Raw genomic sequence first — 25626 nt, 5'->3', positions numbered from 1 at the left:
CCCTCGTCACGTATGTGTGAGCCGTAAGCATAGACAATATTGCAGCGATAGATCGTTCCCACGCTCTGCGTGGGAACGCCTCAATGGACGCTCTGCGTCCGCTTTTGGGACGCGGAGCGTCCCGGGCTGCATTCCCACGCAGAGCGTGGGAACGATCGGACCGAGTTGCCTCTATTAGTTGTCGTAACCCAGGTTCGGCGCCAACCACCGCTCGGTCACGCTCAACTCCTGACCCTTGCGCGACGTGTAGCTCTGCACCTGGTCCTTGTCGATCTTGCCCACGGCAAAATACTGCGCCTGCGGGTGAGCGAAGTACCAACCGCTGACCGCTGCCGCCGGGAACATGGCGTAGTGCTCGGTAAGGAACACGCCGCTGCGGCCGGCTTTCATTTCTGCGGCTTCAGGGTCCAGCAACTTGAACAGCGCGGATTTTTCGGTGTGATCCGGGCAGGCAGGGTAGCCCGGGGCAGGGCGGATGCCGGTGTATTGCTCTTTGATCAGCGCCTCGTTGTCGAGTGTCTCGTCCTTGGCGTAACCCCAGTAGTCTTTACGAACCTGCTGGTGCAGCCACTCGGCGCAAGCCTCGGCCAAGCGGTCGGCCAGTGCCTTGACCATGATCGAGTTGTAGTCGTCGCCGGCATCTTGATAGGCCTTGGCCACTTCTTCGGCGCCGATCCCGGCGGTGGTGATGAAACCACCCACGTAGTCGGTGAGTTCGCTGTCCTTCGGTGCCACGAAATCGGCCAGGGAGAAGTTCGGCTTGCCGTCGGTCTTGATGATCTGCTGGCGCAGGTGATGCAACTTGGCAATCGGCTTGCCGTCATCGCCATAGACTTCAATGTCATCTTCACGCACCTGATTGGCCGGCCAGAAGCCGAACACCGCGCGGGCGCTGATGAGTTTCTCGTCGATCAGTTTGGCAAGCATTTCCTGGGCGTCGGCGTACAACGCCGTGGCGGCTTCACCGACCACTTCATCCGTGAGGATGCGCGGGAATTTGCCGGCCAGGTCCCAGGAGATAAAGAACGGCGTCCAGTCGATGTATTCGGCCAAGACCTTCAGGTCGATGTTCTCCAGCACCTTGGCGCCGGTGAAGGTCGGTTTCACTGGCTCGTACGTGCTCCAGTCGAACTGCGGCTTCTTCGCAATCGCCGCCGGGTAGCTCAGGCGTTCGGTGCGGGCGCTGCGGTTGGCGGTGCGCTCGCGGACTTCGATGTATTCCAGGCGGGTCTTCTCGATGAAGGCCGGCTTCAATTCCTTGGACAGCAACTGTGTCGCCACGCCCACGGCGCGAGAGGCGTCGGTGACGTAGATCACCGCGTCGTTGCTGTACTTGGGCTCGATCTTCACCGCTGTGTGCGCCTTGGAGGTGGTCGCGCCACCGATCATCAGCGGCAGATGGAAGTCCTGACGCTGCATCTCACGGGCCACATGGACCATTTCATCCAGCGAAGGCGTGATCAGGCCGGACAGGCCGATGATGTCGCACTTCTGCTCCTTGGCCACTTGCAGGATTTTCTCGGCCGGCACCATCACGCCGAGGTCGACGATGTCGTAGCCGTTACAGCCCAGCACCACGCCGACGATGTTCTTGCCGATGTCGTGGACGTCGCCTTTTACCGTCGCCATGAGGATCTTGCCCTTGGCTTGCGGTTTGTCGCCTTTTTCCAGTTCGATGAACGGGATCAAGTGGGCCACGGCCTGCTTCATCACGCGAGCGGATTTCACCACCTGCGGCAGGAACATTTTGCCGGCGCCGAACAGGTCGCCGACGATGTTCATGCCGGACATCAGCGGGCCTTCGATCACTTCGATCGGCCGGGTGAACGACTGACGGGATTCTTCGGTGTCTTCAACAATATGCGTGGTGATGCCCTTGACCAGTGCATGCTCCAGACGCTTGTTGACGGGCCAACCGCGCCACTCTTCGGTCTCGGCTTCCTTGACGCTGCCATCGCCCTTGTACTTGTCGGCGATGGCGAGGAGGGCGTCGGTGCCTTCCGGCGTGCGGTTGAGCACCACGTCTTCCACGGCGTCACGCAGTTCGGCCGGAATCTGGTCGTAGATCTCCAGTTGACCGGCGTTGACGATACCCATGGTCAGGCCGTTGCGAATCGCATACAGCAGGAACACCGAGTGAATCGCCTCGCGCACCGGGTTGTTGCCACGGAACGAGAACGACACGTTGGACACACCGCCCGAAGTCAGCGCGTAGGGCAGTTCGTCACGGATGTAGGCACAGGCGTTGATGAAGTCCACAGCGTAGTTGTTGTGTTCTTCGATGCCGGTGGCGATGGCGAAGATGTTCGGGTCGAAGATGATGTCTTCCGGCGGGAAGCCGACTTCGTTGACCAGAATGTCGTAGGAGCGCTTGCAGATCTCTTTCTTGCGCGCTTCGGTGTCGGCCTGTCCGGCTTCGTCGAAGGCCATCACCACCACGGCGGCGCCGTAGCGCTTGCACAGTTTGGCGTGATGAATGAACTGCTCGACGCCTTCCTTCATGCTGATCGAGTTGACGATGCCCTTGCCCTGAATGCACTTGAGGCCGGCTTCGATCACTTCCCACTTGGAAGAGTCGATCATGATCGGGACGCGGGAGATGTCCGGCTCACCGGCAATCAGATTGAGGAAGGTCACCATGGCCTTCTTCGAATCGAGCATCCCTTCGTCCATGTTGATGTCGATCACCTGGGCGCCGGCTTCGACCTGCTGCAGGGCGACTTCCAGGGCTTCGGTGTAGTTGTCTTCACGGATCAGGCGGGCGAACTTGGCGGAACCGGTGATGTTGGTGCGCTCGCCGACGTTGACGAACAGCGAGCTGCGATCGATGGTGAACGGCTCCAGGCCTGAGAGGCGGCAGGCCTTGGGAATCTCCGGAATCTCGCGCGGTGCGTAACCGGCCACGGCTTTGGCGATGGCTTCGATGTGGCCCGGCGTGGTGCCGCAGCAGCCACCGACGATATTCAGGAAACCGCTTTGGGCAAATTCTTCGATGACCTTGGCTGTTTCTGATGGCAGTTCGTCGTACTCGCCGAATTCGTTCGGCAGGCCGGCGTTCGGGTGCGCCGACACGTGGGTGCTGGCCTTGTTCGACAGCTCTTCCAGGTACGGGCGCAACTCGCTGGCGCCGAGGGCGCAGTTCAGGCCGACCGAGATCGGTTTGGCGTGAGCCACGGAGTTCCAGAACGCTTCGGTGGTCTGGCCCGACAGGGTTCGGCCGGAGGCGTCGGTGATGGTGCCGGAAATCATGATCGGCAGTTCGATGCCCAACGCTTCGAACACGCCTTGCACGGCGAAGATCGCGGCTTTGGCGTTCAGGGTGTCGAAAATGGTTTCGATCAGGATCAGGTCGGCGCCGCCTTCGATCAGGCCTTTGGTGGCCTCGGTGTAGTTTTCCACCAGTTCATCGAAGGTCACGTTGCGGTAGCCGGGGTTGTTCACGTCCGGCGACAGCGAGCAGGTGCGGCTGGTCGGCCCGATCACGCCAGCGACGAACCGCGGCTTGTCCGGTGTTTCCAGGGTCTTGGCATCGGCCACCTTGCGCGCCAGCCGAGCGCCTTCTACGTTTAACTCGTACGCTAGGCCCTGCATGCCGTAGTCGGCCAGGGAAACCTGAGTGGCGTTGAAAGTGTTGGTTTCCAGAATGTCGGCGCCGGCATCCAGGTAGGCTTTCTCGATGGCGCCAATCACGTCCGGGCGCGTCAGGATCAACAGGTCGTTGTTGCCCTTGACGTCACTTGGCCAGTCGGCGAAGCGTTTGCCCCGGTAATCCTGCTCCTCGAGCTTGTAGCTCTGGATCATTGTGCCCATGCCGCCATCGAGAATCAGGATGCGCTCTTTGAGGGCGTGCTTGAGAGCTTGAAGGCGAACACTGCGATCGGACATTTGAACTACTCGGAAAGACCATGACGAAGGGGCGGGATAATAGCAAACCTGCGTGGTTTTAGAGCATGTCCCGGTTTTGCATGAATATCGCTCATGATGGTGTGGGGGCCAGACCGGTAGAATCGCGACGCTTTTCATGATTGAGACCAGGGACATGTCGAATCGCGTCATCACCAGCCTGTTTATGCTGCTTTTAAGCTGGGACGCCGCCGCGCAAGGTCCGGTGATTTCCTCTGCGATTTCCTACAGCCGCGACATCCAACCGATCTTCACCGAAAAGTGTGTGGCCTGCCACGCCTGCTATGACTCCGCCTGTCAGCTCATTCTGGGCAGTGGTGAAGGGGCTGCTCGGGGCGCGACCAAGGTCCCGGTCTACGACGGCGAACGCAGCCAGGCTGCCGCGCCGACCCGGCTGTTTTATGACGCTTTCGGTAAACGTGCCTGGCAGCAAAAGGACTTCTATTCGGTGCTCGACGCTCAAGGCAGCCAAGCATCGCTGATGGCACGGATGCTGGAGCAGGGCCACAAAACCCCATTGCAACCCAACGCCAGGTTGCCGGAAGACATCGTCCTTGGTCTTAACCGGGAAAACAGGTGCGCCATGCCGGCCGAGTTCGACGGCTACGCCCGTTCACACCCCCAAGAGGGCATGCCGCTGGCGGTCACCGGCCTGACCGACCCGCAATACCAGACGCTGCAACGCTGGCTGGCGTCCGGCGCGCCGATTGACGAGCAAGGCCTTGTACCGAGTGCCAAAGAAGCGTTGCAGGTGGTGCAGTGGGAAAACCTGCTCAACGCACCGGGCGCGCGACAGAGCCTGGTGGGGCGTTGGTTGTTCGAGCATTGGTTTCTCGCTCATCTCTATTTCAAGGACGGCGAGCCGGGGCATTTCTTTCAGTGGGTACGTTCACGCACGCCGACCGGCCAGCCGATCGACCTGATCAACACACGCCGCCCGAATGACGATCCGGGTACTCAGGTGTATTACCGCTTGTGGCCGGTGCAAGGCGTGATTGTGCAAAAGACCCACATCACTTACCCGTTGAGCGCGGCGAAGATGGCGCGGATCAAAAGCCTCTTCTACAACGGCAACTGGCAGGTCAACGCGTTGCCAGGCTATGGGCCGGAGCGTCGGGCCAATCCGTTCAGCACGTTCGAGGCGATCCCGGCCCAGGCGCGTTATCAGTTCATGCTCGATAACGCCGAATACTTCGTGCGCACCTTCATTCGCGGCCCGGTGTGCCGCGGTCAGATCGCCACCGACGTGATCCGCGATAATTTCTGGGCACTGTTCCAGGCGCCAGAGCACGACCTCTACATCATCGATCCGAACTACCGCGGTCAGGCCACGCCGTTGCTGGCGATGCCGGGGCAGAACGATGATGTCGGCAGTGTCCTGAGCCTGTGGCATGAATATCGCGACAAGCGTAACGAGTACGAGGCGCTGCGCCGTGACAGTTACGCCGATACGCCAGCCCCGAGCTGGTCGACCTTGTGGGCCGGCGACGACAACGCGCTGCTGAGCATTTTCCGGCATTTCGACAGCGCCTCGGTGAACAAGGGCCTGATCGGTGACGTGCCGCAAACGATGTGGCTGTTCGACTTTCCGCTGCTGGAGCGCACCTATTATCAATTGGCGGTCAACTTCGACGTGTTCGGCAACGTCTCCCATCAGGCGCAAACGCGCCTGTACTTCGACTTGATTCGCAACGGCGCCGAGCAAAACTTCCTGCGTCTGATGCCCGCCGATTCGCGGGATGATTACCTCGACGATTGGTACCAGAGCGGCGGGAAATTCAAGATGTGGCTGGACTACGAGTCCATCGATAACGACAAAGAGACGGCGCTGGTGCTGGACCAAAAGGACCCGAAACGCGATTTCGCCATGCAGTTGCTGGCCCGTTACGGCGACCTCAACGCCAAGCCTGATCCGATCAACCGGTGTGACGGCGCTTATTGCTCGCGGCCGAACATCGATCCGGCATTGCAGAGCGCCGAGCAGGCCTTGAGTCGCCTGACTTCGCGTCCGGCGGCCGGATTGAAGGTCATTGATCAGTTGCCGGAAGCGACCCTGCTGCGCATCGAAACCCAGAGCGGCAAACGCGAGGTTTACAGCCTGCTGCGCAACCGCGCGCACAGTAACGTGGCGTTCCTGCTCGGTGAGTCGCTGCGGTATCAGCCAGGGCTCGACACCGTGACCATTTACCCGGGTGTGCTCAGCAGCTATCCGAACTTCATGTTCAACATCCCGGCGGAGCAAGTGCCTGAGTTTGTGGGCGAGATGGAAAACGCCAAAGACGCCCATCGCTTCGAAAAAATCGTCGAGCGCTGGGGTATTCGCCGCAGCCATCCGCAGTTCTGGTTCTACTTCCATGACCTGAGCCGGTACGTCCACGAGACCGATCCGGTGGAAGAGGGCGTGCTGGACATGAACCGGTACGAGAATCTTTGATTGAAAGCCTGAACACGCACCGCCGAACCCCTGTAGGAGCGAAGCTTGCTCGCGAAAGGGGGCTGACATTCAGCATAGATGTCGACTATCAGACCGCTTTCGCGAGCAAGCTTCGCTCCTACAGGGGTTGCGGTGATCAGATGTTCATCGACAGGCGCATCTTTCCCGACAAAAATACTAGGACTTTGTGCGGCGCGATGATTGGCGTAAACTGCGCCCAAGCCTGCGAGGAGTTTCCATGACCGCTATTACCATTACCGACGCCGCCCACGATTATCTGGCTGATCTGCTCTCCAAGCAGAACACCCCAGGCATCGGCATCCGCGTCTTTATCACCCAGCCTGGCACTCAGTACGCCGAAACCTGCATTGCTTACTGCAAGCCGGGCGAAGAAAAACCTGAAGACACGGCGCTGGGGCTGAAAAGCTTCACCGCTTACATCGACTCGTTCAGCGAAGCTTTCCTGGACGATGCGGTAGTCGACTACGCCACCGACCGCATGGGCGGCCAGCTGACCATCAAGGCGCCAAACGCCAAAGTCCCGATGGTCAACGCTGACAGCCCGGTCAACGAGCGCATCAACTACTACCTGCAAACCGAGATCAACCCGGGGCTGGCCAGCCACGGCGGTCAGGTCAGCCTGATCGATGTGGTCGAAGACGGCATCGCCGTACTGAAGTTCGGCGGCGGTTGCCAAGGCTGCGGCCAGGCAGACGTCACCCTGCGCGAAGGCATCGAGCGCACGTTGCTCGAGCGCATTCCCGAGCTCAAGGGTGTTCGTGACGTCACCGACCACACGCAGAAAGAAAACGCCTACTACTAAGTAAGGTGTTCGCTGCAAACATAAAAAAACGGCGCCCCGTGAGTGCCGTTTTTTTATGGGCGATACAAATGCGCATGCCCAGCGCGGTACAGCGATGACTCACTGAAGTGATCACTGCCCAACACTCGGCCCACCAAAATCAACGCCGTGCGCCGAAACCCCTTGGCTTCAACCTTCGCGGCAATGTCTTCAAGCGTCCCCACCACCCAATCCTGATCCGGCCAGGTCGCTCGGTGAATCACCGCGATTGGGCAGTCCGCGCCGTAGTGCGGCAGCAATTCAACCAGGATTTTCTGCAGATGATTGACCCCCAGATGAATCGCCATGGTCGCCCCATGCTGCGCCAGGCTGCCCAGTTCTTCGCCCGCGGGCATGGCGGTCTTGTCGGCGTAGCGGGTCAGGATCACGCTTTGCGACACATCGGGTAACGTCAGTTCGGCGCCCAACAGTGCCGCGCAGGCCGCCGTGGCCGTGACGCCGGGGATAATCTCAAAAGGGATGTCGAGTTCGCGCAGGTAACGAATCTGCTCGCCAATGGCACCGTAAAGACTCGGATCACCGGAATGTACACGAGCCACGTCCTGGCCCTTGGCATGGGCAGTCTTGATCAGCTCGATGATCTGTTCCAGATGCAGTTCGGCGCTGTTGACCACGTGTTCGGCGCGATGGCCTTCCAGCACGGCGGCGGGCACCAGGGAGCCGGCGTAGATGATCACCGGGCAGCTTCGAATCAGCCGTTGGCCTTTGACGGTGATCAGTTCCGGGTCGCCGGGACCTGCGCCAATGAAGTAGACGGTCATCGTCGGTTCCTGTGAGAAAAAGGGGCTGGACAAAGCTTCAGATGAAGATTGCTCATGATCAAAGACGGGGATTATTGAGGATTTCAGGCGACGCAGGCCAATGCCAAGGTGGCTTGGGCATATTTTTGTCGTGAAATCAGCAATTTTGCCGGTGCCTGGGCCAACTGTTCGGCCAGGGCCAGGGCGGCACTTTCCGCGACGCCGTAGCAGCCGGTGCGTTCGAACGCGATGTCCGAGCGGTGGCTGAGTTGCGGTTGATAGCCGGCCAGTTGTTCGCTGCTGAAGTACATCAGTGGCAGTGCTAGCTGTTCGGCCAATTCGATCAAACCAGGTTCTTCGCGCTTCAGGTCGATGCTGGCTAGAGCCTTGATCTGGTGAAGTTCGATTTTATGAGCCTGTAACGCCTGATCGAGCAGCGCCCGCAGCGTGCTGACGGGGCAGCCGCGCTGGCAGCCCAGGCCAACTACCAGGGTCGGCGCTGCGCTGGTGTCAGTCATGCGTGGGATTGACCATCGCTTTTTCGGCGGAACAACCAGGCACTGATCAAGCCCAGGGCCAGCCAGAACGCCACGTTGGTCAGTTGCGAAGCGATTTTGAATTGAGTTTCCAGGGCTTCTGGAGCCAGCATCGAGTGGACTTCCGGTTGTGGTGCGCCGATCACGTGAGGAACGGCCAGAATGGCCACGCCGAGCACTTTCATCAACCAGTGGCGGCTGAACACGATCAAGGCGATGCCGACCGCCGTGGAGGCGGCTGTGCCGATCCACCAGACCTGCCGTTGCGCCAAATCGGCAGCAGCAGTGCCCGGCAGCTCAGGTGGCAGGCCGAGGGTGGGTGCCAGCACGAACGTCGCATAACCGGCCAGGCCCCAGAGCAGGCCTTGGGAAGTACGAGTCGGCGCGCGCAAGGTGTAAAGACCGGCAAGCATCAGGGCGAAACCGACCGCTACCACCAGGTTGCCGCCCGTGGTCGACAGCACGCGCTGCCAGCCGTCTTCCGGTTCCCAGGCTCCGGCGTCGTGAGTGTGAGCAGCGACAACACCTGCTGCGTGTTCGTGAACGGCAACAGCGGCGGGCTCGGACTTTTCGTAAGTCTCGGCCTGCGAAATCAGCGGAGCCACCCAGAAGCTTTGCAGCACGGTCAGCAACAGGGCGGCCAGCAGCCCGGTGAACCCTGCGGTTTGCGCAATACGCTTGATCATGTAAACAGGTCTCAATGGCACGGGAATGCAGAGCTGTGGCGGGTATCGTGCGCGGCATTGTGCACCGCTTCGATGTGCGAGAAACCGGCGAAATACACCAGGCTAGCGCCAAGGATCGACGCACACACAGCGGCGGTCAGGCGTTGAGTCAGGGGCGTGGTGGTGCTGGCGGTGCTCTTATCGGTGTTGCTGCCGGTACTGCTGATGATCGACATGGCGCTTCCCTCTGGTCTGTCAGCGGGTGAATAGAGCGCATGGAAGACCCCTGCGAGTCGGGCGCGCAGGGGTTCAAACAGCGCCCGCCCACCGCGGGTTTGTTATTCAGTGATCGTAATGGTCACTTTGTGTTGCGGGCCGGTCTCCGGGCTCACGAGGGGCGCTGGCTTTCGCCTTGACCTGCAAACATCACCTTCCCATGCCGAACTGCTGGCACAGTGGATCTGACGCTTCGCTCGCTTACCGTTGCGGGGGCAGCACCGGACTGACATGGCTTTAGAGTAAAGCACATGATTCACCGGTTTCCCGTTTCACCCTGTGAAGGGCACCCGTAACAAGGCGTGTAGGAGAGCATGGGCGGGGGTTGGGCGTCAATTGGCAAGGGTTCTCACTTGGATGCCGAGTCGCGCCCTTCGCGAGCTCAAGTGAACATTGACCCGCCCCGAGACGATGCGTAGCCTTGCGCTTTCGAGGTTCTTCGGCGTCTGCCGAAGCTAAGAAGGGAACGCGGTCGATGCCGCGGCTGCCCCCGCAACTGTGAACGGTTCTGTTGGCTGCCACGCCACTGTAAGCCCTGTCTATCGGGCCCGCGGGAAGGCGCAGCCAACGTCAGTCGAACGACTGGCAAGCCGTCAGCCAGGAGACCTGCCTCGACACAGATTCTCACTTTCAACCGGGCGGGGTGATCCGGTGGCGAACTCTTCAGGCACGCGCGTCCGCGTTGCCGGTCGTCGTCCCGTATGCCCGCCACCTTGCCAAAGGGCATCCGATGAAAACACTGGCCAAACTCCCTGTCACCATCGTTACCGGCTTCCTCGGCTCGGGCAAAACCACCTTGCTGCGGCACATGCTCGACAACGCTCAGGGCCGCCGCATCGCGGTGATCGTCAACGAGTTCGGCGAGCTGGGCATCGACGGCGAAATTCTCAAGCAGTGCTCCATCGGCTGCACAGAAGAAGAAGCCAACGGCCGCGTTTACGAATTGGCCAACGGCTGCCTGTGCTGCACCGTTCAAGAAGAATTCTTCCCGGTGATGCGCGAATTGGTCGCCCGTCGCGGCGACCTCGACCACATCCTCATCGAAACCTCGGGTCTGGCCCTGCCAAAACCGCTGGTGCAAGCCTTCCAGTGGCCAGAAATCCGCAGCGCCTGCACCGTTGACGCGGTCATCACCGTGGTCGATAGCCCAGCGGTCGCCGCCGGCACCTTCGCGGCTTTCCCGGACCAGGTCGATGCCCAGCGCAAACTCGACCCGAACCTGGACCACGAATCGCCGCTGCACGAGCTGTTCGCCGACCAACTGGCCAGCGCCGACCTGGTGATCCTCAACAAGGCCGACCTGATCAGCCCTGAAGACCTGGCCCGTGTGCGCCTGGAAGTTGCCGAAGAGTTGCCGCCTGCCGTAAAAGTCATCGAAGCCAGCAGCGGTCGTCTGCCACTGGACGTGCTGATCGGCCTCGGCGCCGGTTCCGAAGAACACATCGACAGCCGCCACAGCCATCACGATCACCACCATGAAGGTGAGGACGATCACGATCACGATGCTTTCGATTCGATCTCCATCGAACTGCCCCAGGCAGACGAAAGCCTGCTGCTGGACGCGTTGACTCAATTGGTGGTTCAGCACGGCATCCTGCGTGTCAAAGGTTTCGCCGCCATCCCGAACAAACCAATGCGCCTGTTAATCCAGGGCGTGGGCACACGTTTCGACAAGCATTTCGACCGTCAGTGGGGCGCCGACGAAGCGCGCACCACGCGCCTGGTATTGATCGGCCAGGAACTGGACGGAGTTCTACTCGAAACGCAATTGCGCGCTGCGCTCAGCGTTTAAGCCATGCACCTGCTCAGGACCCAACCCGGCGGTTTCGTGTCGGATGACAACATTGCCGACCTTGGACAAACCCCCGCCGAGCTGGTGATCCTGTGCAGTGGCGACTCCAGCCTCGCGCTGCTCGCCGAAGCGGCGCAGCAGTTGCCTGACGATTACCCGAGCGTGCGCCTGGCCAACCCGATGCAGGTGCAGAATCATGCGTCGGTCGACCTGTATGTCGACGAAGTGCTGCGCCACGCCAAGGTGATTCTGATCTCGCTGCACGGCGGCATCGCCTATTGGCGTTATGGCGTGGAGCGCTTGGTGGCGTTGTCCCAGCGCGGCGTGCAGCTGATTCTGGTGCCCGGCGATGACCGCCCGGACCCGGAACTCAGCGACCTCAGCACCGTGGCAGCCTGCGACCGCGATCGGCTTTGGCAGTTTTTGCGTCAGGGCGGCATGAGCAATGCCCTGGATTTTTTCCGCTGCCTCGCCAATCGTTGGCTGGATCGCGACTACGCCTGGGCCGAGCCGCAAACTCTGCCGCGCACGGCGATCTACCTTCCGCAAAAAAGCCCCGCAGCCCTTCACGATTGGCAAGCCGACTGGCAGGCCGATCAACCGGTGGCGGCGGTGCTGTTTTACCGTTCGCATCTGCAAGCGGCGAACACCGGTTTCATCGATATTTTCTGCCAGCGTTTGCAAGCGGCGGGGTTGAACCCGTTGCCAATTGCGCTGGCCAGTTTGAAAGAGCCCGGCTGCCTGACGGCGGTCGAGGACTGGTTGGATGAAGTCGACGCCGGCGTGATTCTCAACACCACCGGTTTCGCTCAATCCAGCCCCGAAGCGCCGCACCGGCGACCGTTTCGTCGCAACATCCCGGTCATTCAGGCGATTTGCGCCCAGGACAACGAGCCCGGTTGGCGCGCCAGTGAACAGGGCCTCGGTCCACGCGATCTGGCAATGCACATCGCGCTGCCGGAACTGGATGGCCGAATCATCAGCCGGCCGATTAGCTTCAAGGACTTGGCCTGGCGCAGCGAGCGCAGCCAGTCGGACGTGGTCTGCTACCGGCCGCAACCTGAACGTATGGATTTTGTCGCCGAACTGGCGCGGCGCTGGATTGATCTGGCGCGCGTGCCCAATGGCGAGAAGCGCATCGCCTTGATCCTCGCCAACTACCCGACTCGTGATGGTCGTATCGGCAACGGCGTGGGCCTCGACACCCCGGCCGCCGCGCTGAATATCCTCCGTGCGCTGCACACCGAAGGTTATCCGCTACCAGCGGAGTTGCCGGACACTGGCACCGCGTTGATCCAGCAATTGCTCGGTGGCGTCAGCAACGACCTCGACACCCTTGACCAGCGTCCATGTCAGCAAAGCCTGGCGATGGACGACTATCTGCTGATGTTCAACGCCTTGCCCGAATCCAACCGCCAGGCCGTACTGGAACGCTGGGGCACGCCCGAAAGCGATCCGATGTTCCGTGGCGGGCGAATGATGATCGCCGGGCTGCGCTTTGGCCTGACCTTCGTCGGCATTCAACCGGCACGCGGTTATCAGGTTGATCCGAGCGCGGTGTATCACGACCCGGACCTGGTGCCGCCTCACGGTTATCTGGCGTTCTACTTCTGGTTGCGTAACACCTACGGTGCCCACGGCGTGATCCACGTCGGCAAGCACGGCAATCTCGAATGGCTGCCGGGCAAGGGCGTCGGGCTGTCGGAGAATTGCTGGCCGGATGCGTTGCTCGGGCCGCTGCCGAACATCTATCCGTTTATCGTCAACGACCCGGGTGAGGGCGCCCAGGCCAAGCGCCGCACCCAGGCAGTGATCATCGATCACCTGATGCCGCCGCTGACGCGCGCCGAAACCTACGGCCCGTTGCGCAACCTGGAATTACTCGCCGACGAGTATTACGAAGCGCAATTGCTCGATCCGCGCCGTGCCCGGGAATTGCAGCGCGACATCCTGCAACTGGTGCGCGAGACGCACATCGACCGCGAACTGCAACTGGACGAGAAGCTCGACAGTGATGCCGATGCGGCGATCTGGCTGCCGCGTCTGGACACGTATTTGTGCGACTTGAAAGAGTCGCAGATCCGCGACGGTCTGCATGTGTTCGGCGAGTCGCCGACCGGGCGGTTGCGCATCGACACCTTGTTGGCCTTGCTGCGTATCCCGCGTGGCGATGGGCGTGGCGCCCAATCAAGTCTGCTGCGGGCGCTGGCCAAGGCGTTCGCGTTGGGCTTCGATCCGCTGGATTGCGCGCTCGCCGAACCTTGGACCGGGCCGCGTCCGATTGAACTGCAAACCCTCACCGATGAAGCCTGGCGTACAGCCGGTGATACCCGCGAACGTCTGGAACTGTTCGCGGCGCAACTGATCGAGCAGGCATTGAGCGCTGAAGTTGAGCTGCTGAACGAATCATGTTGGTCAGAGGTGAAAGCCATCGTCGACAGCCTGCGTGAAGTCGTCGCTCCTCGGCTGGACGCCTGCGGTCCGGCGGAAATGCGCGGTCTGCTCGACGCGCTCAGCGGTCGCTTCGTGCCGGCCGGCCCCAGTGGTGCGCCGAGTCGCGGTCGACTCGACGTGCTGCCGACCGGGCGCAATTTCTACTCGGTGGACGTGCGTAACCTGCCGACCACCACCGCGTGGCGCATCGGTTTCCAGTCGGCCACCCTGATTCTTGAACGACACCTGCAAGACCACGGCGATCACCTGCGCCAACTCGGCCTGTCGGTGTGGGGCACCGCGACCATGCGCACCGGCGGCGATGACATCGCCCAGGCCATGGCGCTGATGGGCGTGCGCCCGGTCTGGGCGACGGGCAGTCAGCGGGTCGACGACTTCGAAATTTTGCCGCTGAGCCTGCTGGACCGTCCGCGCGTGGACGTGACCTTGCGCGTCTCCGGATTCTTTCGCGATGCCTTTGCCAACTTGATCCGTCTGTTCGACGCCGCTGTGCAAGCGGTCGCCGCCCTCGACGAGCCGGACGACCTCAACCCCCTGGCCGCCAAGGTGCGCGCCGAGCGCGAAGCGTTGATGCAATCGGGGCTGGATGAAGACGCAGCCAGGCGTCAGGCCGGTTGGCGCATCTTTGGCGCCAAACCGGGTGCTTACGGCGCGGGCGTGCAGGGCGCCATCGAGGGTCGTCTGTGGCAAAGCCGCGATGACCTGGCCGACGTTTATCTGAACTGGGGCGGCTACGCTTACGGCGGTTCTGACGAAGGCACTGCGGCGCGAGAGCAGTTCGCTCAGCGCCTGAGCCAAGTCCAAGCCGTGCTGCAAAACCAGGACAACCGTGAGCACGACTTGCTCGACTCCAACGACTATTACCAGTTCCAGGGCGGCATGCTCGCCGCCGTAGAAAGCCTCAGTGGTGAAGCCGCGGCCAGTTACCATGGCGATCACAGTCAGCCGGACTTGCCGAAGATCCGCACGTTGAAGGAAGAGCTGAACCGGGTGATCCGCTCGCGGGCAGCCAATCCGAAGTGGATCGACGGCGTGAAGCGCCACGGCTATAAAGGCGCGTTTGAACTGGCGGCAACGGTTGATAATCTGTTTGCGTTCGACGCCACCACGCAGCTGATCGACGATCACCAATATGCATTGCTGGCGGAGGCGTATTTGCTGGACCCGGCGACCCGGGATTTTGTTCGTGAGCATAATCCGCATGCGCTGCGTGATATGACTGAACGGATGCTGGAGGCGCAGCAGCGGGGGATGTGGAAGGAGCCGGGTGAGTATCGCGAAGCGCTAGAAAATTTGTTGCTCGACATAGAAGAAGACAGCTAACGGATCGTTAGCTGATCGTTCCCACGCAGAGCGTGGGAACGATCCCGCTACCGACCATGATGAGAAACCCGACATGACCGACACCCCCCATTTCCCTCTCTCAGCCGTGGTCGGCGCCGACGATCTAAAACTCGCCCTCTACCTGACCGCCATCGACCCGAAAATCGGCGGTGTACTCATCGAAGGCCCCCGCGGCATGGCCAAGTCAACGCTGGCCCGAGGCCTGGCGGACCTGCTGGCCAGCGGCCAATTCGTGACATTGCCGTTGGGCGCCACCGAAGAACGGTTGGTGGGCACGCTCGACCTGGACGCTGCCCTGAGCGAGGGGCGCGCGCAGTTTTCCCCCGGCGTGCTGGCCAAGGCTGACGGCGGTGTGCTCTACGTTGATGAGGTCAATTTATTGCCCGATCACCTGGTGGACCTGCTGTTGGATGTGGCCGCCAGCGGCACCAATCTGATCGAACGTGACGGCATTTCCCATCGGCATTCGGCGAAGTTCGTGCTGATCGGCACCATGAACCCGGAAGAGGGCGAACTGCGTCCGCAACTGCTCGACCGTTTTGGCCTGAACGTCGTCCTCAGTGGTCACACAGCACCAGCCGAACGGGGTCAGATCATCCGCCGTCGGCTGGATTTCGACAGCGATCCCTACAGCTTCTGCGCTGAGTGGGAAAGCCAGCAGCAGTCTCTGCGCGAACGTTGCCAGAAAGCGCGCAGCGCGCTGGCAAGTGTCCCTCTCGACGATCATGCGCTGGCACAGATTACCGAGCGCTGCTTTGCCGCTGGCGTCGATGGCTTGCGGGCCGACCTGGTCTGGTTGCGCGCGGCGCGTGCCCATGCAGCGTGGCGCGGGGCGAGCGCAATCGCCGAGGAAGATATCGACGCCGTCGCCGAATTTGCCTTGCGCCATCGCCGCCGCGAGCCGTCGCCACCGGCGCCGCAACACAGTCAGCCGCCCTCGACCCAAAATACCAACCCGAGTGAAGGCCAGGGCCAATGGGGGGAAATGCCCGCCCAGGCGTTACCGGTCGGCGCACGACGTGAGGTGCCGAGCTGGCCAAAAAAGCCCTAGGCATTCGCCCTCGATCTGACGCGGGGGCGAATGCCAGACTCCGCGCCGGACGGCTGGACAATGGCAAACAGGGTAAACGTCACGCGGCACGTAACGGCTCGATCAATTGGCCCGGCACATTGCTGAATGGCCGCCCGCGCCATCGCGACGATGTCTTGTTTCACTTGCGCACCCGTTCGCCCCACGAACTGTGGCTGGTGATCGTCGACGCCTCGGCCTCGACCCGCCGCCATCAAGCGTTGAGCGATGCCAAGGGCTTGCTGGCGCAGCTGTTCGACGAGGCCTATCGCCAGCGTGCGCGCCTGGCGTTGCTGACCGCCAGTGGCAATCTACCGAAATGGCAAGTGCAAGGGTTGAAAGCCTCCGCCGGTTTACGCAACTGGCTTGATGGCCTGGGAGCGGGGGGTGGTACGCCGTTACTGGCGGCGCTGGGAGAGGCGGGGCAATGGCTGACAGCACGGCAAAAACGCTTTCCGGCGGAACAGCAGCGATTGTTGTTGGTCACCGATGGCCGATTGAAGGACTGGTCAAGGTTGTCGGCGCTTGATTGTCCGGGGCTGCTGATCGACATCGAACGCGGGCCGATTCGGCTTGGACGGGCTAAGGTGATGGCTGCCGAGTTGCAGGCCGAGTATCGACATATCGATGATATGGCGTGAGCCGAAAAAATCACAGGAGTGAAGCATGCGTGTTCTAGCTGTAAACCATCAGGATGATTTCCGCGTCAAGGCCTACGCCGGCACCAATGGCGTGCTGTTGGCCATGGACCTGGCCGAGCCCCGCCGCAAAGGCCTGTTGGGTTTCGCCATCGAAAAACAGCAAGGCCCCAAGCCCTGGCTGTTCCTGTTCAACAGGCTGACCTTCCCCGGTAAGGTGCATACGTTTCCCCAGTTTCACGCCACCCCCAGCGATATCGCGCCGTTGCAGAAATTTCGCTGGGCCGATTACGCGGTCAATCCGGGGATGACGATCCATTACCGAATCCACCTGGCCTACGGCACCGTTGATGCGCCGCAACTGGGTGAGTTTCTGGAAGTGACGGTCACCTCCGACAATGGCCTGCCGAATAACCAAAGCGTGATCTTCAACCGTGCGGTCGCCGCCAGCCAGGCGTTCCAGCGTAAATTTCCCGAGCTCGACGCGTTGATCACCGCCAACAAGAACCTGCCCATCGAAGCCTGGCCGGATGCCCCGCGGCAATGGCTGGAAAACGGTTTGCTCGGGCGTCTGCTGGGTTTTATCGAACGTGCGGTAGATGGCCAGTGGGCGCTGGACATTGCCATCTACGAGTATGAATTGCAGGCCATCGTCGATGCCGTCAATGCAGCGTTCGCACGTGGGGTAAACGTTCGCGTGCTGTATCACGCCCAGCCGGACGATGAAGACACCACCATGAACGAGGCCAGCCTGGAAAACATCCCGGCAGAGAACAAGCGCGGACGGGTCACCCATAACATCTTCCACAACAAATTCATGCTGCTGAGCCGGCTCGACGCAGCGGGACAGCGGCAGCCCGAAGCGGTGCTTTGCGGCAGCACCAATTTCACGCCCAACGGCGTCTACCGCCAGGCCAACGTGGTGCATGTGCTGGACGACACGCGAGTCAGCGCCAGCTATCTGCGCACCTTCGAGCAGGTCTGGGCTAACCCGGCGGATGTCGGCGCCACCCGAAAGTGGCTCACGCAAAACAACCCGATGGATCCGCTGCAACCGGTGTTCGCCGGGTTCTCACCGCGCTCGGGTAAAGGGGATCTGGATGAGTTTGTCGAGATCATCAACGCCGCGAAAAAGGACGTGCTGTTCGTCACCGCGTTCGCCTTGCCCGACGACATCCTGAACGCCTTGCTCGGCCAGCCCCACGACGACATTTTGCGTTACGGCCTGCAAAACACCGCCAGCCGGATCACCGGTTTCCACGCCGACCGCACCGCCGAATTCGCCGCCACCGCGCTGCTCAACACCGGGCTGGAAGGCTGGCTCAGAGAGAACATGAAAGGCCAGAAGGGCAACCTGCTGGTGCACACCAAAGCCGTGGTGACAGATTTCACCAGCGATGCGCCGACAATCATCAGCGGCAGCCATAACCTCAGTGCCGCGGCCAGCAATGGCAATGACGAGAACTACTTGATCATTCGCGGCAATACCGATCTGGCGGACCGTTATGGTCTGGAGCTGCTGCGGTTTTACGAGCATTACCGCTTTCGCTATTTCGCCAAGAAACTCGCGCTCAAACAGGTCCAGCCGTTGGCGGCGGATGACAGCTGGACCGATGACTATTACCTCGACGGGAATTTGCGTCAGCTATCCAGATTGCGTTTTTCCGGACGGTAAACACACTCGCGGGGCTGGTAGCGAATGTCGAGCGTGTATTGGCGTCGTTTAAGCCTTAACGCCGACGGTAGCAGTCGAGGGGACGGGGATTGGATTACGCATCAGAGCCTTGGCTCGTTCCACTTCATCGTGAAACGTGTGGCCGATGGAGGCGAGGGCCGAGGTCAGCAGCAATGCTGCACCGACACCCTTGATCGCCCGCGGTGTCGAGGAACAGCGCATTCCCTGAGGCTGTGAGTAACGTCAGTCGCGGGCTCACCTTGTGTTCGACGGACATGGCAGCGTTTCTCTACTGTAAAAGACAGTGCAGCTTATCGCCGGTTGGTGCTTTCTTTGTTAGGCACGCCTTGTCACTTCATGACCTTTGAGCTAACGCACCGATGGATATTCGCCATTTCCGCTATTTTCTGGCCGTTGCCCGGCAAGGCAACTTCACCCGCGCCGCCGAACAACTCGGTATCGCACCGCCGACCTTGACTCGACAGATTCAGGACATGGAGAACGAACTCGGCACGCGATTGTTCGTGCGCCAAACACGTGAAGTCAGCCTGACCGAGGCCGGCGCCGCGCTGGTGATCGAGGCCGAGGCGACGGTGCGGCAATTCGAATACGCTCAGTACAACGCACAGCGTGCCGGACGCGGGGATATTGGCCATATCGAACTGGGTTACGTGGCTTCGGCGGTGTATTCGGGTTTGCTGCAGAAACAGGTGCAATCCTTCAGTCGCGAGTGTCCTGACGTCAGCCTGAACGTACGGGAAAGTCCCATGGCGTCATTGCCGGTGATGGTGGTCGAGGGGCGTTTCGACATTGGCTATGTCCGCTCACCCATGACCCTGCCTGACGGCCTGGACGCCATTCGCCTGGATGCAGAAGGTTTTGTGCTGGCGGTGCCTGCCGAGTCCTGGCTGTGCCGTCTGCCGGAGATTGTCCCGGAACATTTGCTGAACGAGACGTTCATCCTGCCGGAGCAAATCAGCGGCACTTTGCAAGTCGCCGCCGAGGGTGGATTTGCGCCGAAACTGGGGGCGCAACCGGGCGGGCTGGTGGCGGTCATAGCGCTGGTGTCGTTGGGGCAGGGCGTGGCGGTCGTGCCGGAATCGGTGGTCGGGCATGTCAGTCTGCCCGGTGTCTTGTACCGGCCGATCAAAGGGTGTGAGGCGAGCTCCTGGTTGTCGTTAGTCCATCGGCGATTCGAGAAGTCCGCGGCGGTAGTCCGGTATATCGAGCAGGTCAAAAATCGTGAGTGAACGGAAAAATAGATCTTCTAGTTTTTCGCTGATCTCAAGAATCCATCGCGATCAAGCTCGCTTGTATGTTTAGACTTGAAGGGGTGGGCGGACAGACACGGTCTATGTGGGAGCGACCTTGCTCCGGGCGGCGTTCCGACGATAGCGGTCTGTCAACCAGTAGATTTCTCAAACCCCGATCAACGTGCGTGCCCGAGGTACAGTGCACAGGGTCCGTAGCGTTCGACGCAGCCACGCCAGGTCATGGCCTTGTTTCCGTGCTGCGTACATGGGCTTCACCTGGCCAATGTGACTGGCGAAGTCTTCCTGCAGGGTTTGTTCAGTGCCAATTCCCTTGAGCTTCTTCAGCAGCTTTCCATTCTTGTAAAACAGCACGGTGGGTGTACCGGTGACGTCCGGATGCCGAGGCGATTCGCTGGTGTTCAACATGTAGATTTGGGCCTGATGCCGATACGGTTCAGCGATCTGGCGAAAGATCGGTCCGGCCATTTCACAGGCGGGACAATGTTGACTGCTGAAGTACAAAATCACTGGGCGCCAGGTGTTCAGGGCCTTGTGATAGACCGGGGCCAGCGCTTCGCGAGCGATTTTCGAGCTCATTGAAATCTCCTTTTTCACAGTGCATCGAGTGCCTGTTGACGGTAAAGGAGTCAGCCGCGATCAGTCTACTGTCAGAAATTACAGGTAGAGCGCTGTTGCCTGTGTTTTGCGCATCTTTTTGATTCACTTTGTTTGATCGCTCCCAGAGCGTGGGAACGATCACTTGCCGGCCTTTCCCTAGGTGATCAGGTTGGCTGACGCAGTTTCATGGCCATTTCTTCGGCATTGAGTTTGCGCGAAGCGGCGGCCAAGTCCTTGCTGACGATGGTTTTGCCGATTGGCGCCAGGGCGATGCCGGCCAGTTTCAAATGCTGGATGCCGAATGGAATGCCGATGATGGTGACAAAGCACAGTAGCGCCGAGATCACATGACCGATGGCCAGCCAGACGCCAGCGAACAGGAACCAGAGCACATTGCCGACCACACCCAGGCCGCTGGTACCCAGGTCTTCTTTGTTCGACAGGTCCTTGCGATTGACCGCTTCCTTGCCGAACGGGAAAAACGAAAAGGTGCCGATGACAAAGCACGCGCGGCCCCACGGGATACCGACGACAGTCACAAACGCCAGGACGCCCAACAGCCACCAGCTGAGGCCCATGACCACACCACCAAGAATGAACCAGAGAAAATTGCCGATCGCACTCATGTAAAACGTCCCTATTTTGGCCCACCGGAGTGGTGGGCTGGTGGCCATATGCTAGCGGTTCAGGGTGCCGTGTAACAACAGTGAAAAGCGAGTGCCGCCACGGGCTGTCGGTTTTCGTGTCACCCATGGTGCTCACTCGCCCTCGATTGGTGCCCAATTACCCATCGACCGTGGCCTTCGGTAGCGCTCGCGCTGTGCTGTGTTGGGAGACGTTTTTTTCGTGCATTTGCATCCCGTTGATTCAGTTCGAATTTCAGTTGCTTTGTGATTTTACCGTCGACCTGTGGCACACTTTCTGCTGTCTATTCCGTTGTTACATACCAACGTCCGGTATAGCGGAATAAACAACACCCTGGAGTGCTTGCCATGCATCACCGACCTACCTTGTTTAAAGCGTGTGTTTTTGTTCTTGCGGCTTCGGCTGCTGCCATGGGCGTGGCCCAGGCGGCGGACAGCAAGCTCGATAGCGTGCTGGCCCGCGGGAAACTGATTGTGGGCACGGGCAGTACCAATGCGCCGTGGCACTTCCAGGGGGCGGACGGCAAGTTGCAGGGTTTCGATATCGATATCGCGCGGATGGTGGCCCAAGGGTTGTTCAACGACCCGAGCAAGGTCGAGTTCGTGGTGCAGTCGTCCGATGCGCGGATTCCCAACTTGCTGACCGACAAGGTCGACATGAGCTGTCAGTTCATTACCGTCACCGCCAGCCGTGCGCAGCAGGTGGCGTTCACGCTGCCGTACTACCGCGAAGGTGTCGCCCTGCTGTTGCCGGCCAACAGCAAGTACAAGGAAATCGATGACCTCAAAGCCGCCAACGACAGCGTCACCGTGGCGGTGCTGCAGAACGTGTACGCCGAAGAGTTGGTGCATCAAGCGTTGCCAAAAGCCAAGGTCGATCAATACGACAGCGTGGACCTGATGTATCAGGCGGTGAACTCCGGCCGCGCCGATGCCGCTGCCACCGATCAATCGTCGGTGAAATACCTGATGGTGCAAAACCAGGGTCGCTATCGCAGCCCGGCTTACGCCTGGAGCCCGCAAACCTACGCGTGCGCCGTCAAACGCGGCGATCAAGACTGGTTGAACTTCGTCAACACCGCCCTGCATGAAGCCATGAGCGGCGTTGAGTTCCCGACCTATGCGGCGTCGTTCAAGCAGTGGTTCGGTGTCGATCTCCCAACCCCGGCCATCGGTTTTCCCGTCGAATTCAAATGATCCCGTGAGAGCGGGGCGGTCATAAAACGCCCCGGTCAAGGTACTGCTGACCATGAACTATCAGTTGAACTTTGCCGCCGTGTGGCGCGATTTCGACACCTTGCTGGCGGGGCTTGGTCTGGGCCTTGAGCTGGCGCTGGTGTCGATCGCCATCGGCTGCGTGATCGGCCTGCTGATGGCGTTTGCTTTGTTGTCGAAGCACCGCGCGTTGCGGGTGCTGGCGTCGGTGTATGTGACGGTCATCCGTAACACGCCGATTCTGGTGTTGATTCTGTTGATCTACTTCGCCTTGCCGAGCCTGGGGATCCGACTGGACAAGATCCCGTCGTTCATCATCACGCTGTCGCTGTATGCCGGGGCCTATCTGACCGAAGTCTTCCGCGGCGGGTTGTTGAGCATTCCCAAGGGACAACGTGAAGCCGGGTTGGCAATCGGTCTGGGCGAGTGGCAGGTCAAGGCCTACGTCACCGTGCCGGTGATGCTGCGCAATGTGCTGCCGGCGTTGTCGAACAATTTTATCTCGCTGTTCAAGGACACCTCGCTGGCGGCTGCGATTGCCGTGCCGGAGCTGACTTATTACGCGCGCAAGATCAATGTCGAGAGCTACCGGGTGATTGAAACCTGGATGGTGACCACCGCGCTCTATGTGGCGGCCTGTTACCTCATTGCCATGATGCTGCGTTACCTCGAGCAGCGTCTGGCGCTTCGCCGATAGGAGACGACATGTACGAATCCCCTAGTTGGTTGCATGAGTTATGGGTGGCGCGGGAAGTCCTGTGGCAAGGCTTTCTGACCAGTGTGCAGGTTTCGGCCCTGGCCATTCTGTTGGGCACGATAGTCGGCATCGTCGCTGGTCTGGTGCTGACGTACGGCAAGTTCTGGATGCGCGCGCCGTTTCGTTTTTACGTCGACATCATTCGCGGCACGCCCGTGTTTGTATTGGTGCTCGCCTGCTTCTATATGGCGCCTGCGCTGGGCTGGCAGATCAGTGCGTTTCAGGCCGGCGCGTTGGGGCTGACGCTGTTTTGCGGCTCCCATGTCGCCGAGATTGTTCGCGGCGCGTTGCAAGCGCTGCCCAGCGGTCAGATGGAAGCGAGCAAGGCCATCGGCCTGACGTTTTATCAATCGCTCGGCTACGTGCTGTTGCCTCAGGCGCTGCGGCAGATCTTGCCGACCTGGGTCAACTCGTCCACCGAGATCGTCAAGGCTTCGACGCTGTTGTCGGTGATTGGTGTGGCTGAGTTGCTGCTCAGCACCCAGCAGATCATCGCTCGGACCTTCATGACCCTCGAGTTTTACCTGTTCGCCGGATTGCTGTTTTTCGTCATCAACTACGCCATCGAATTACTCGGCCGGCACATTGAAAAGCGGGTGGCCTTGCCATGACTCAACCTCAAGTTTCGATACAGAATCAGGCGCTGCTGGACATCCGCGGGCTGCACAAGCAATACGGGCCGCTCGAAGTGCTCAAGGGTGTTGACCTGACGATGCAGCGCGGCAACGTCGTGACGCTGATCGGTTCCAGCGGTTCGGGCAAGACCACGCTGCTGCGTTGCGTGAACATGCTTGAAGAGTTTCAGGGCGGGCAGATCATGCTCGATGGCGAGTCCATCGGTTATGACGAGGTCAACGGCAAGCGCGTGCGTCACCCGGAAAAAGTCATCGCCCGGCATCGGGCCATGACCGGCATGGCGTTCCAGCAGTTCAACCTGTTTCCGCACCTCACGGCGTTGCAGAACGTCACCCTCGGTCTGCTCAAGGTCAAAAAGCTGCACAAGGATGAAGCGGTTGCCCTCGCGGAAAAATGGCTGGAACGGGTCGGCTTGCTGGAACGGCGCGATCACTTCCCCGGTCAGTTGTCCGGTGGTCAGCAGCAGCGCGTGGCGATTGCCAGGGCGATTGCGATGAACCCGAGCCTGATGCTGTTCGACGAAGTGACCTCGGCCCTCGATCCGGAACTGGTCGGCGAAGTGTTGAGCGTGATCAAGGGCCTGGCCGAGGACGGCATGACCATGCTGCTGGTCACCCACGAAATGCGCTTCGCCTTCGAAGTCTCGGACAAGATCGTGTTCATGAATCAGGGGCGGATCGAAGAGCAGGGGCCGCCCAAGGAACTGTTCGAACGCCCGCAATCGCCACGACTGGCGGAATTTCTCAAGAACACGCGCTTTTGACCTATCACTATTCAATCAGGAGAAACCCTCATGAACATTACTCGTTACGGCACCGGCAGCACCGCCGGTGGCGGCCAACCCCGTCCTTTCGCCCGCGCCGTTGAAGCCGATGGCTGGCTGCATGTGTCCGGCCAGGTGCCTGCGCTGGATGGCGAAATCATAGTGGGCGGCATCGTCGAGCAGACTCACCAGACCATGAAGAACCTGGTCGCGATTCTCGAAGAAGCCGGCTATGGTCTCGAAGACGTGGTGCGCGCCGGCGTGTGGTTGGAAGATCCGCGGGATTTCTGGAGTTTCAACAAGGTGTTTTCCGAGTACTTCAAAAGCGAACATGCACCGGCGCGGGCGTGTGTGCAGGCGAATATGATGGTCGATTGCAAGGTTGAGATTGACTGTGTCGCGTACAAGAAAAAGGCCTGACCAACACCGCTGATCGTTCCCACGCTCCGCGTGGGAATGCCTCACCGGACGCTCCGCGTTCGCTTTTTGGACGCAGAGCGTCCATGGCTGCATTCCCACGCAGAGCGTGGGAACGATCATTGGCGGTAAACTCCCGGCACTTTGAATGGGAACCTGAAGACATGACCGAAGACACCATCAAGCGCCGGGCTCGCGGTCTGGACCGGGCGTTCGATATCCTCGATTTCCTCAAGGAAGTCGGCAAGCCTCTGCGCCCGAACGAAATCGCCAGCGGCATTGGCAGCCCGAAATCTACGGTCTACGAGTTGGTTGCCTCCCTGCTGGACCGGCGGATTCTCGAGCCCGTGGGCAAGGACGGTCACGTCTACCTCGGCCGTCAGCTGTACTTCCTCGGGCAGGCGCATTTGCGCCATTTCGACCTGACCCGCGAGGCCGGTCACGCCTTGCAGGAGATCGTCAGCCAGACCCGCGAAACCGCGCAGATGTGCCTGCTCAACGGACGCAAATACACCGTGGCATTGATGAAAGAGGGCGAGCGGCATTTCCGCATTTCCTCGGACATCGGCGAGAACGCGCCGATTCCCTGGACCGCTTCCGGGCGCCTCTTGCTGGCGCACCTGAGCGACCAGGAAATCGTCGACCTGATCGATCACGACGACTTCATCCTGCCCAGCGGCGAGCGCCTGCCGCTTGCACAGTTTCTCCAGGAAATTCGTCAGGCCGGTATCGATGGGTTCTTCTCTTTCGATAGCGTCGCCGACACGTTTACCCATTGCTTCGCCGCCCCGGTCAAAGACCCGAACGGCGTGGTCATTGCGACCCTGTGCATCGTTGCCCCGCGGGCCGATGCCAAGAGCAACTACAACGACTATCGCCGGGTGCTGATCGACAGCGCCAACAACCTGGCCCGTCGCATCAACGAGTAACAGCGG

The 25626-nt window shown here is 60.5% G+C and carries 21 protein-coding genes and 2 riboswitches; of the genes, 14 read left to right on the top strand and 7 right to left on the bottom strand.

Annotation, left to right across the window (positions count from 1 at the left end):
• Window positions 1-174 precede the first annotated feature (174 nt).
• Window positions 175-3885: a methionine synthase gene (metH, locus tag QK293_RS04925; RefSeq protein WP_282375949.1), complete on the bottom strand. Its 3711-nt coding sequence runs from the start codon at window positions 3883-3885 to the stop codon at window positions 175-177.
• A 154-nt stretch (window positions 3886-4039) separates the two neighbouring features.
• Between metH and QK293_RS04920 the strand changes: the two genes are divergently transcribed.
• Both QK293_RS04920 and nfuA read left to right on the top strand, forming a co-directional pair.
• Window positions 4040-6337, top strand: a complete 2298-nt coding sequence (locus QK293_RS04920; RefSeq protein WP_282375947.1) for a fatty acid cis/trans isomerase — start codon at window positions 4040-4042, stop codon at window positions 6335-6337.
• Between the two features lie 238 nt (window positions 6338-6575).
• Window positions 6576-7160, top strand: coding sequence for a Fe-S biogenesis protein NfuA (nfuA, locus tag QK293_RS04915; protein WP_007898222.1), 585 nt, complete (start codon window positions 6576-6578; stop codon window positions 7158-7160).
• 53 nt (window positions 7161-7213) lie between these two features.
• On the opposite strand, the gene cobM is transcribed toward nfuA, so the two are convergent.
• From cobM to QK293_RS04895, 4 genes are all read right to left on the bottom strand, one after another.
• Window positions 7214-7960: a precorrin-4 C(11)-methyltransferase gene (gene cobM / locus QK293_RS04910; RefSeq protein WP_282375946.1), complete on the bottom strand. Its 747-nt coding sequence runs from the start codon at window positions 7958-7960 to the stop codon at window positions 7214-7216.
• Window positions 7961-8043: 83 nt separating this feature from the next.
• Entirely contained in the window at window positions 8044-8457 is a 414-nt protein-coding gene (locus tag QK293_RS04905; protein WP_282375945.1) for a cobalamin biosynthesis protein, read from the bottom strand.
• The gene (locus QK293_RS04900; protein ID WP_282375944.1) at window positions 8454-9161 is read right to left on the bottom strand and encodes a CbtA family protein; all 708 of its coding nucleotides are present in this window, start codon (window positions 9159-9161) and stop codon (window positions 8454-8456) included. The genes QK293_RS04905 and QK293_RS04900 overlap by 4 nt, the downstream gene beginning before the upstream one ends.
• 11 nt (window positions 9162-9172) lie before the next feature.
• On the bottom strand, window positions 9173-9376 hold the full coding sequence (locus tag QK293_RS04895) for a CbtB-domain containing protein (RefSeq protein ID WP_282375943.1): 204 nt from the start codon (window positions 9374-9376) through the stop codon (window positions 9173-9175).
• A gap of 119 nt (window positions 9377-9495) precedes the next feature.
• Window positions 9496-9725, bottom strand: a riboswitch (cobalamin riboswitch).
• Between the two features lie 106 nt (window positions 9726-9831).
• Window positions 9832-10045, top strand: a riboswitch (cobalamin riboswitch).
• A 101-nt stretch (window positions 10046-10146) separates the two neighbouring features.
• On the opposite strand from QK293_RS04895, the gene cobW reads away from it, so the two are divergent.
• From cobW to QK293_RS04865, 6 genes are all read left to right on the top strand, one after another.
• Window positions 10147-11208, top strand: coding sequence for a cobalamin biosynthesis protein CobW (gene cobW / locus QK293_RS04890; RefSeq protein ID WP_282375942.1), 1062 nt, complete (start codon window positions 10147-10149; stop codon window positions 11206-11208).
• A 3-nt stretch (window positions 11209-11211) separates the two neighbouring features.
• A complete protein-coding gene (cobN, locus tag QK293_RS04885; RefSeq protein ID WP_282375941.1) occupies window positions 11212-14985 on the top strand; it encodes a cobaltochelatase subunit CobN in 3774 nt (1257 codons plus the stop codon).
• 73 nt (window positions 14986-15058) lie between these two features.
• Window positions 15059-16057: an AAA family ATPase gene (locus tag QK293_RS04880; protein ID WP_282375940.1), complete on the top strand. Its 999-nt coding sequence runs from the start codon at window positions 15059-15061 to the stop codon at window positions 16055-16057.
• A 53-nt stretch (window positions 16058-16110) separates the two neighbouring features.
• Entirely contained in the window at window positions 16111-16716 is a 606-nt protein-coding gene (locus QK293_RS04875) for a VWA domain-containing protein (protein WP_282376087.1), read from the top strand.
• Window positions 16717-16741: 25 nt separating this feature from the next.
• Complete coding sequence (locus tag QK293_RS04870; protein WP_282375939.1) at window positions 16742-18388, top strand: phospholipase D-like domain-containing protein; 1647 nt, start codon at window positions 16742-16744, stop codon at window positions 18386-18388.
• 380 nt (window positions 18389-18768) lie between these two features.
• Window positions 18769-19638, top strand: a complete 870-nt coding sequence (locus QK293_RS04865) for a LysR substrate-binding domain-containing protein (protein ID WP_282375938.1) — start codon at window positions 18769-18771, stop codon at window positions 19636-19638.
• 168 nt (window positions 19639-19806) lie between these two features.
• Here the strand turns inward: QK293_RS04865 and QK293_RS04860 are convergent, their stop codons facing one another.
• Complete coding sequence (locus QK293_RS04860) at window positions 19807-20238, bottom strand: thioredoxin family protein (RefSeq protein ID WP_282375937.1); 432 nt, start codon at window positions 20236-20238, stop codon at window positions 19807-19809.
• 185 nt (window positions 20239-20423) lie between these two features.
• Entirely contained in the window at window positions 20424-20885 is a 462-nt protein-coding gene (locus tag QK293_RS04855; RefSeq protein ID WP_282375936.1) for a YccF domain-containing protein, read from the bottom strand.
• Window positions 20886-21251: 366 nt separating this feature from the next.
• Here QK293_RS04855 and QK293_RS04850 point away from each other — a divergent pair, with 366 nt between their 5' ends.
• The 6 genes from QK293_RS04850 (at window position 21252) to QK293_RS04825 (ending at window position 25620) form a co-directional block, all read left to right on the top strand.
• Window positions 21252-22100: a transporter substrate-binding domain-containing protein gene (locus QK293_RS04850; protein ID WP_282375934.1), complete on the top strand. Its 849-nt coding sequence runs from the start codon at window positions 21252-21254 to the stop codon at window positions 22098-22100.
• A gap of 52 nt (window positions 22101-22152) precedes the next feature.
• Window positions 22153-22815 (top strand): amino acid ABC transporter permease, encoded by a 663-nt coding sequence (locus QK293_RS04845; protein ID WP_282375933.1) that lies wholly within the window; start codon window positions 22153-22155, stop codon window positions 22813-22815.
• 8 nt (window positions 22816-22823) lie between these two features.
• Window positions 22824-23486 (top strand): amino acid ABC transporter permease, encoded by a 663-nt coding sequence (locus tag QK293_RS04840; RefSeq protein WP_282375932.1) that lies wholly within the window; start codon window positions 22824-22826, stop codon window positions 23484-23486.
• On the top strand, window positions 23483-24274 hold the full coding sequence (locus QK293_RS04835; protein ID WP_282375931.1) for an amino acid ABC transporter ATP-binding protein: 792 nt from the start codon (window positions 23483-23485) through the stop codon (window positions 24272-24274). Before QK293_RS04840 ends, QK293_RS04835 begins: the two co-directional genes overlap by 4 nt.
• A 30-nt stretch (window positions 24275-24304) precedes the next feature.
• Window positions 24305-24694 (top strand): RidA family protein, encoded by a 390-nt coding sequence (locus tag QK293_RS04830; RefSeq protein WP_282375930.1) that lies wholly within the window; start codon window positions 24305-24307, stop codon window positions 24692-24694.
• 161 nt (window positions 24695-24855) lie between these two features.
• Window positions 24856-25620, top strand: coding sequence for an IclR family transcriptional regulator (locus QK293_RS04825; RefSeq protein WP_282375929.1), 765 nt, complete (start codon window positions 24856-24858; stop codon window positions 25618-25620).
• The last annotated feature ends 6 nt before the right edge of the window (window positions 25621-25626 follow it).

Origin of the sequence: Pseudomonas sp. AL03, assembly GCF_029960815.1 — a bacterium.
GTDB lineage: Bacteria > Pseudomonadota > Gammaproteobacteria > Pseudomonadales > Pseudomonadaceae > Aquipseudomonas.
Note: the sequence above shows the minus strand (reverse complement) of the source record. Positions and strands in the feature narration are given on the sequence as shown.

Excerpts from the sequence above, each read along its gene's own strand:
- metH (WP_282375949.1), bottom strand. The coding sequence starts at position 3,885 with ATGTCCGATCGCAGTGTTCGCCTTCAAGCTCTCAAGCACGCCCTCAAA.
- QK293_RS04920 (WP_282375947.1), top strand. The coding sequence starts at position 4,040 with ATGTCGAATCGCGTCATCACCAGCCTGTTTATGCTGCTTTTAAGCTGG.
- nfuA (WP_007898222.1), top strand. The coding sequence starts at position 6,576 with ATGACCGCTATTACCATTACCGACGCCGCCCACGATTATCTGGCTGAT.
- cobM (WP_282375946.1), bottom strand. The coding sequence starts at position 7,960 with ATGACCGTCTACTTCATTGGCGCAGGTCCCGGCGACCCGGAACTGATC.
- QK293_RS04905 (WP_282375945.1), bottom strand. The coding sequence starts at position 8,457 with ATGACTGACACCAGCGCAGCGCCGACCCTGGTAGTTGGCCTGGGCTGC.
- QK293_RS04900 (WP_282375944.1), bottom strand. The coding sequence starts at position 9,161 with ATGATCAAGCGTATTGCGCAAACCGCAGGGTTCACCGGGCTGCTGGCC.
- QK293_RS04895 (WP_282375943.1), bottom strand. The coding sequence starts at position 9,376 with ATGTCGATCATCAGCAGTACCGGCAGCAACACCGATAAGAGCACCGCC.
- cobW (WP_282375942.1), top strand. The coding sequence starts at position 10,147 with ATGAAAACACTGGCCAAACTCCCTGTCACCATCGTTACCGGCTTCCTC.
- cobN (WP_282375941.1), top strand. The coding sequence starts at position 11,212 with ATGCACCTGCTCAGGACCCAACCCGGCGGTTTCGTGTCGGATGACAAC.
- QK293_RS04880 (WP_282375940.1), top strand. The coding sequence starts at position 15,059 with ATGACCGACACCCCCCATTTCCCTCTCTCAGCCGTGGTCGGCGCCGAC.
- QK293_RS04870 (WP_282375939.1), top strand. The coding sequence starts at position 16,742 with ATGCGTGTTCTAGCTGTAAACCATCAGGATGATTTCCGCGTCAAGGCC.
- QK293_RS04865 (WP_282375938.1), top strand. The coding sequence starts at position 18,769 with ATGGATATTCGCCATTTCCGCTATTTTCTGGCCGTTGCCCGGCAAGGC.
- QK293_RS04860 (WP_282375937.1), bottom strand. The coding sequence starts at position 20,238 with ATGAGCTCGAAAATCGCTCGCGAAGCGCTGGCCCCGGTCTATCACAAG.
- QK293_RS04855 (WP_282375936.1), bottom strand. The coding sequence starts at position 20,885 with ATGAGTGCGATCGGCAATTTTCTCTGGTTCATTCTTGGTGGTGTGGTC.
- QK293_RS04850 (WP_282375934.1), top strand. The coding sequence starts at position 21,252 with ATGCATCACCGACCTACCTTGTTTAAAGCGTGTGTTTTTGTTCTTGCG.
- QK293_RS04845 (WP_282375933.1), top strand. The coding sequence starts at position 22,153 with ATGAACTATCAGTTGAACTTTGCCGCCGTGTGGCGCGATTTCGACACC.
- QK293_RS04840 (WP_282375932.1), top strand. The coding sequence starts at position 22,824 with ATGTACGAATCCCCTAGTTGGTTGCATGAGTTATGGGTGGCGCGGGAA.
- QK293_RS04835 (WP_282375931.1), top strand. The coding sequence starts at position 23,483 with ATGACTCAACCTCAAGTTTCGATACAGAATCAGGCGCTGCTGGACATC.
- QK293_RS04830 (WP_282375930.1), top strand. The coding sequence starts at position 24,305 with ATGAACATTACTCGTTACGGCACCGGCAGCACCGCCGGTGGCGGCCAA.
- QK293_RS04825 (WP_282375929.1), top strand. The coding sequence starts at position 24,856 with ATGACCGAAGACACCATCAAGCGCCGGGCTCGCGGTCTGGACCGGGCG.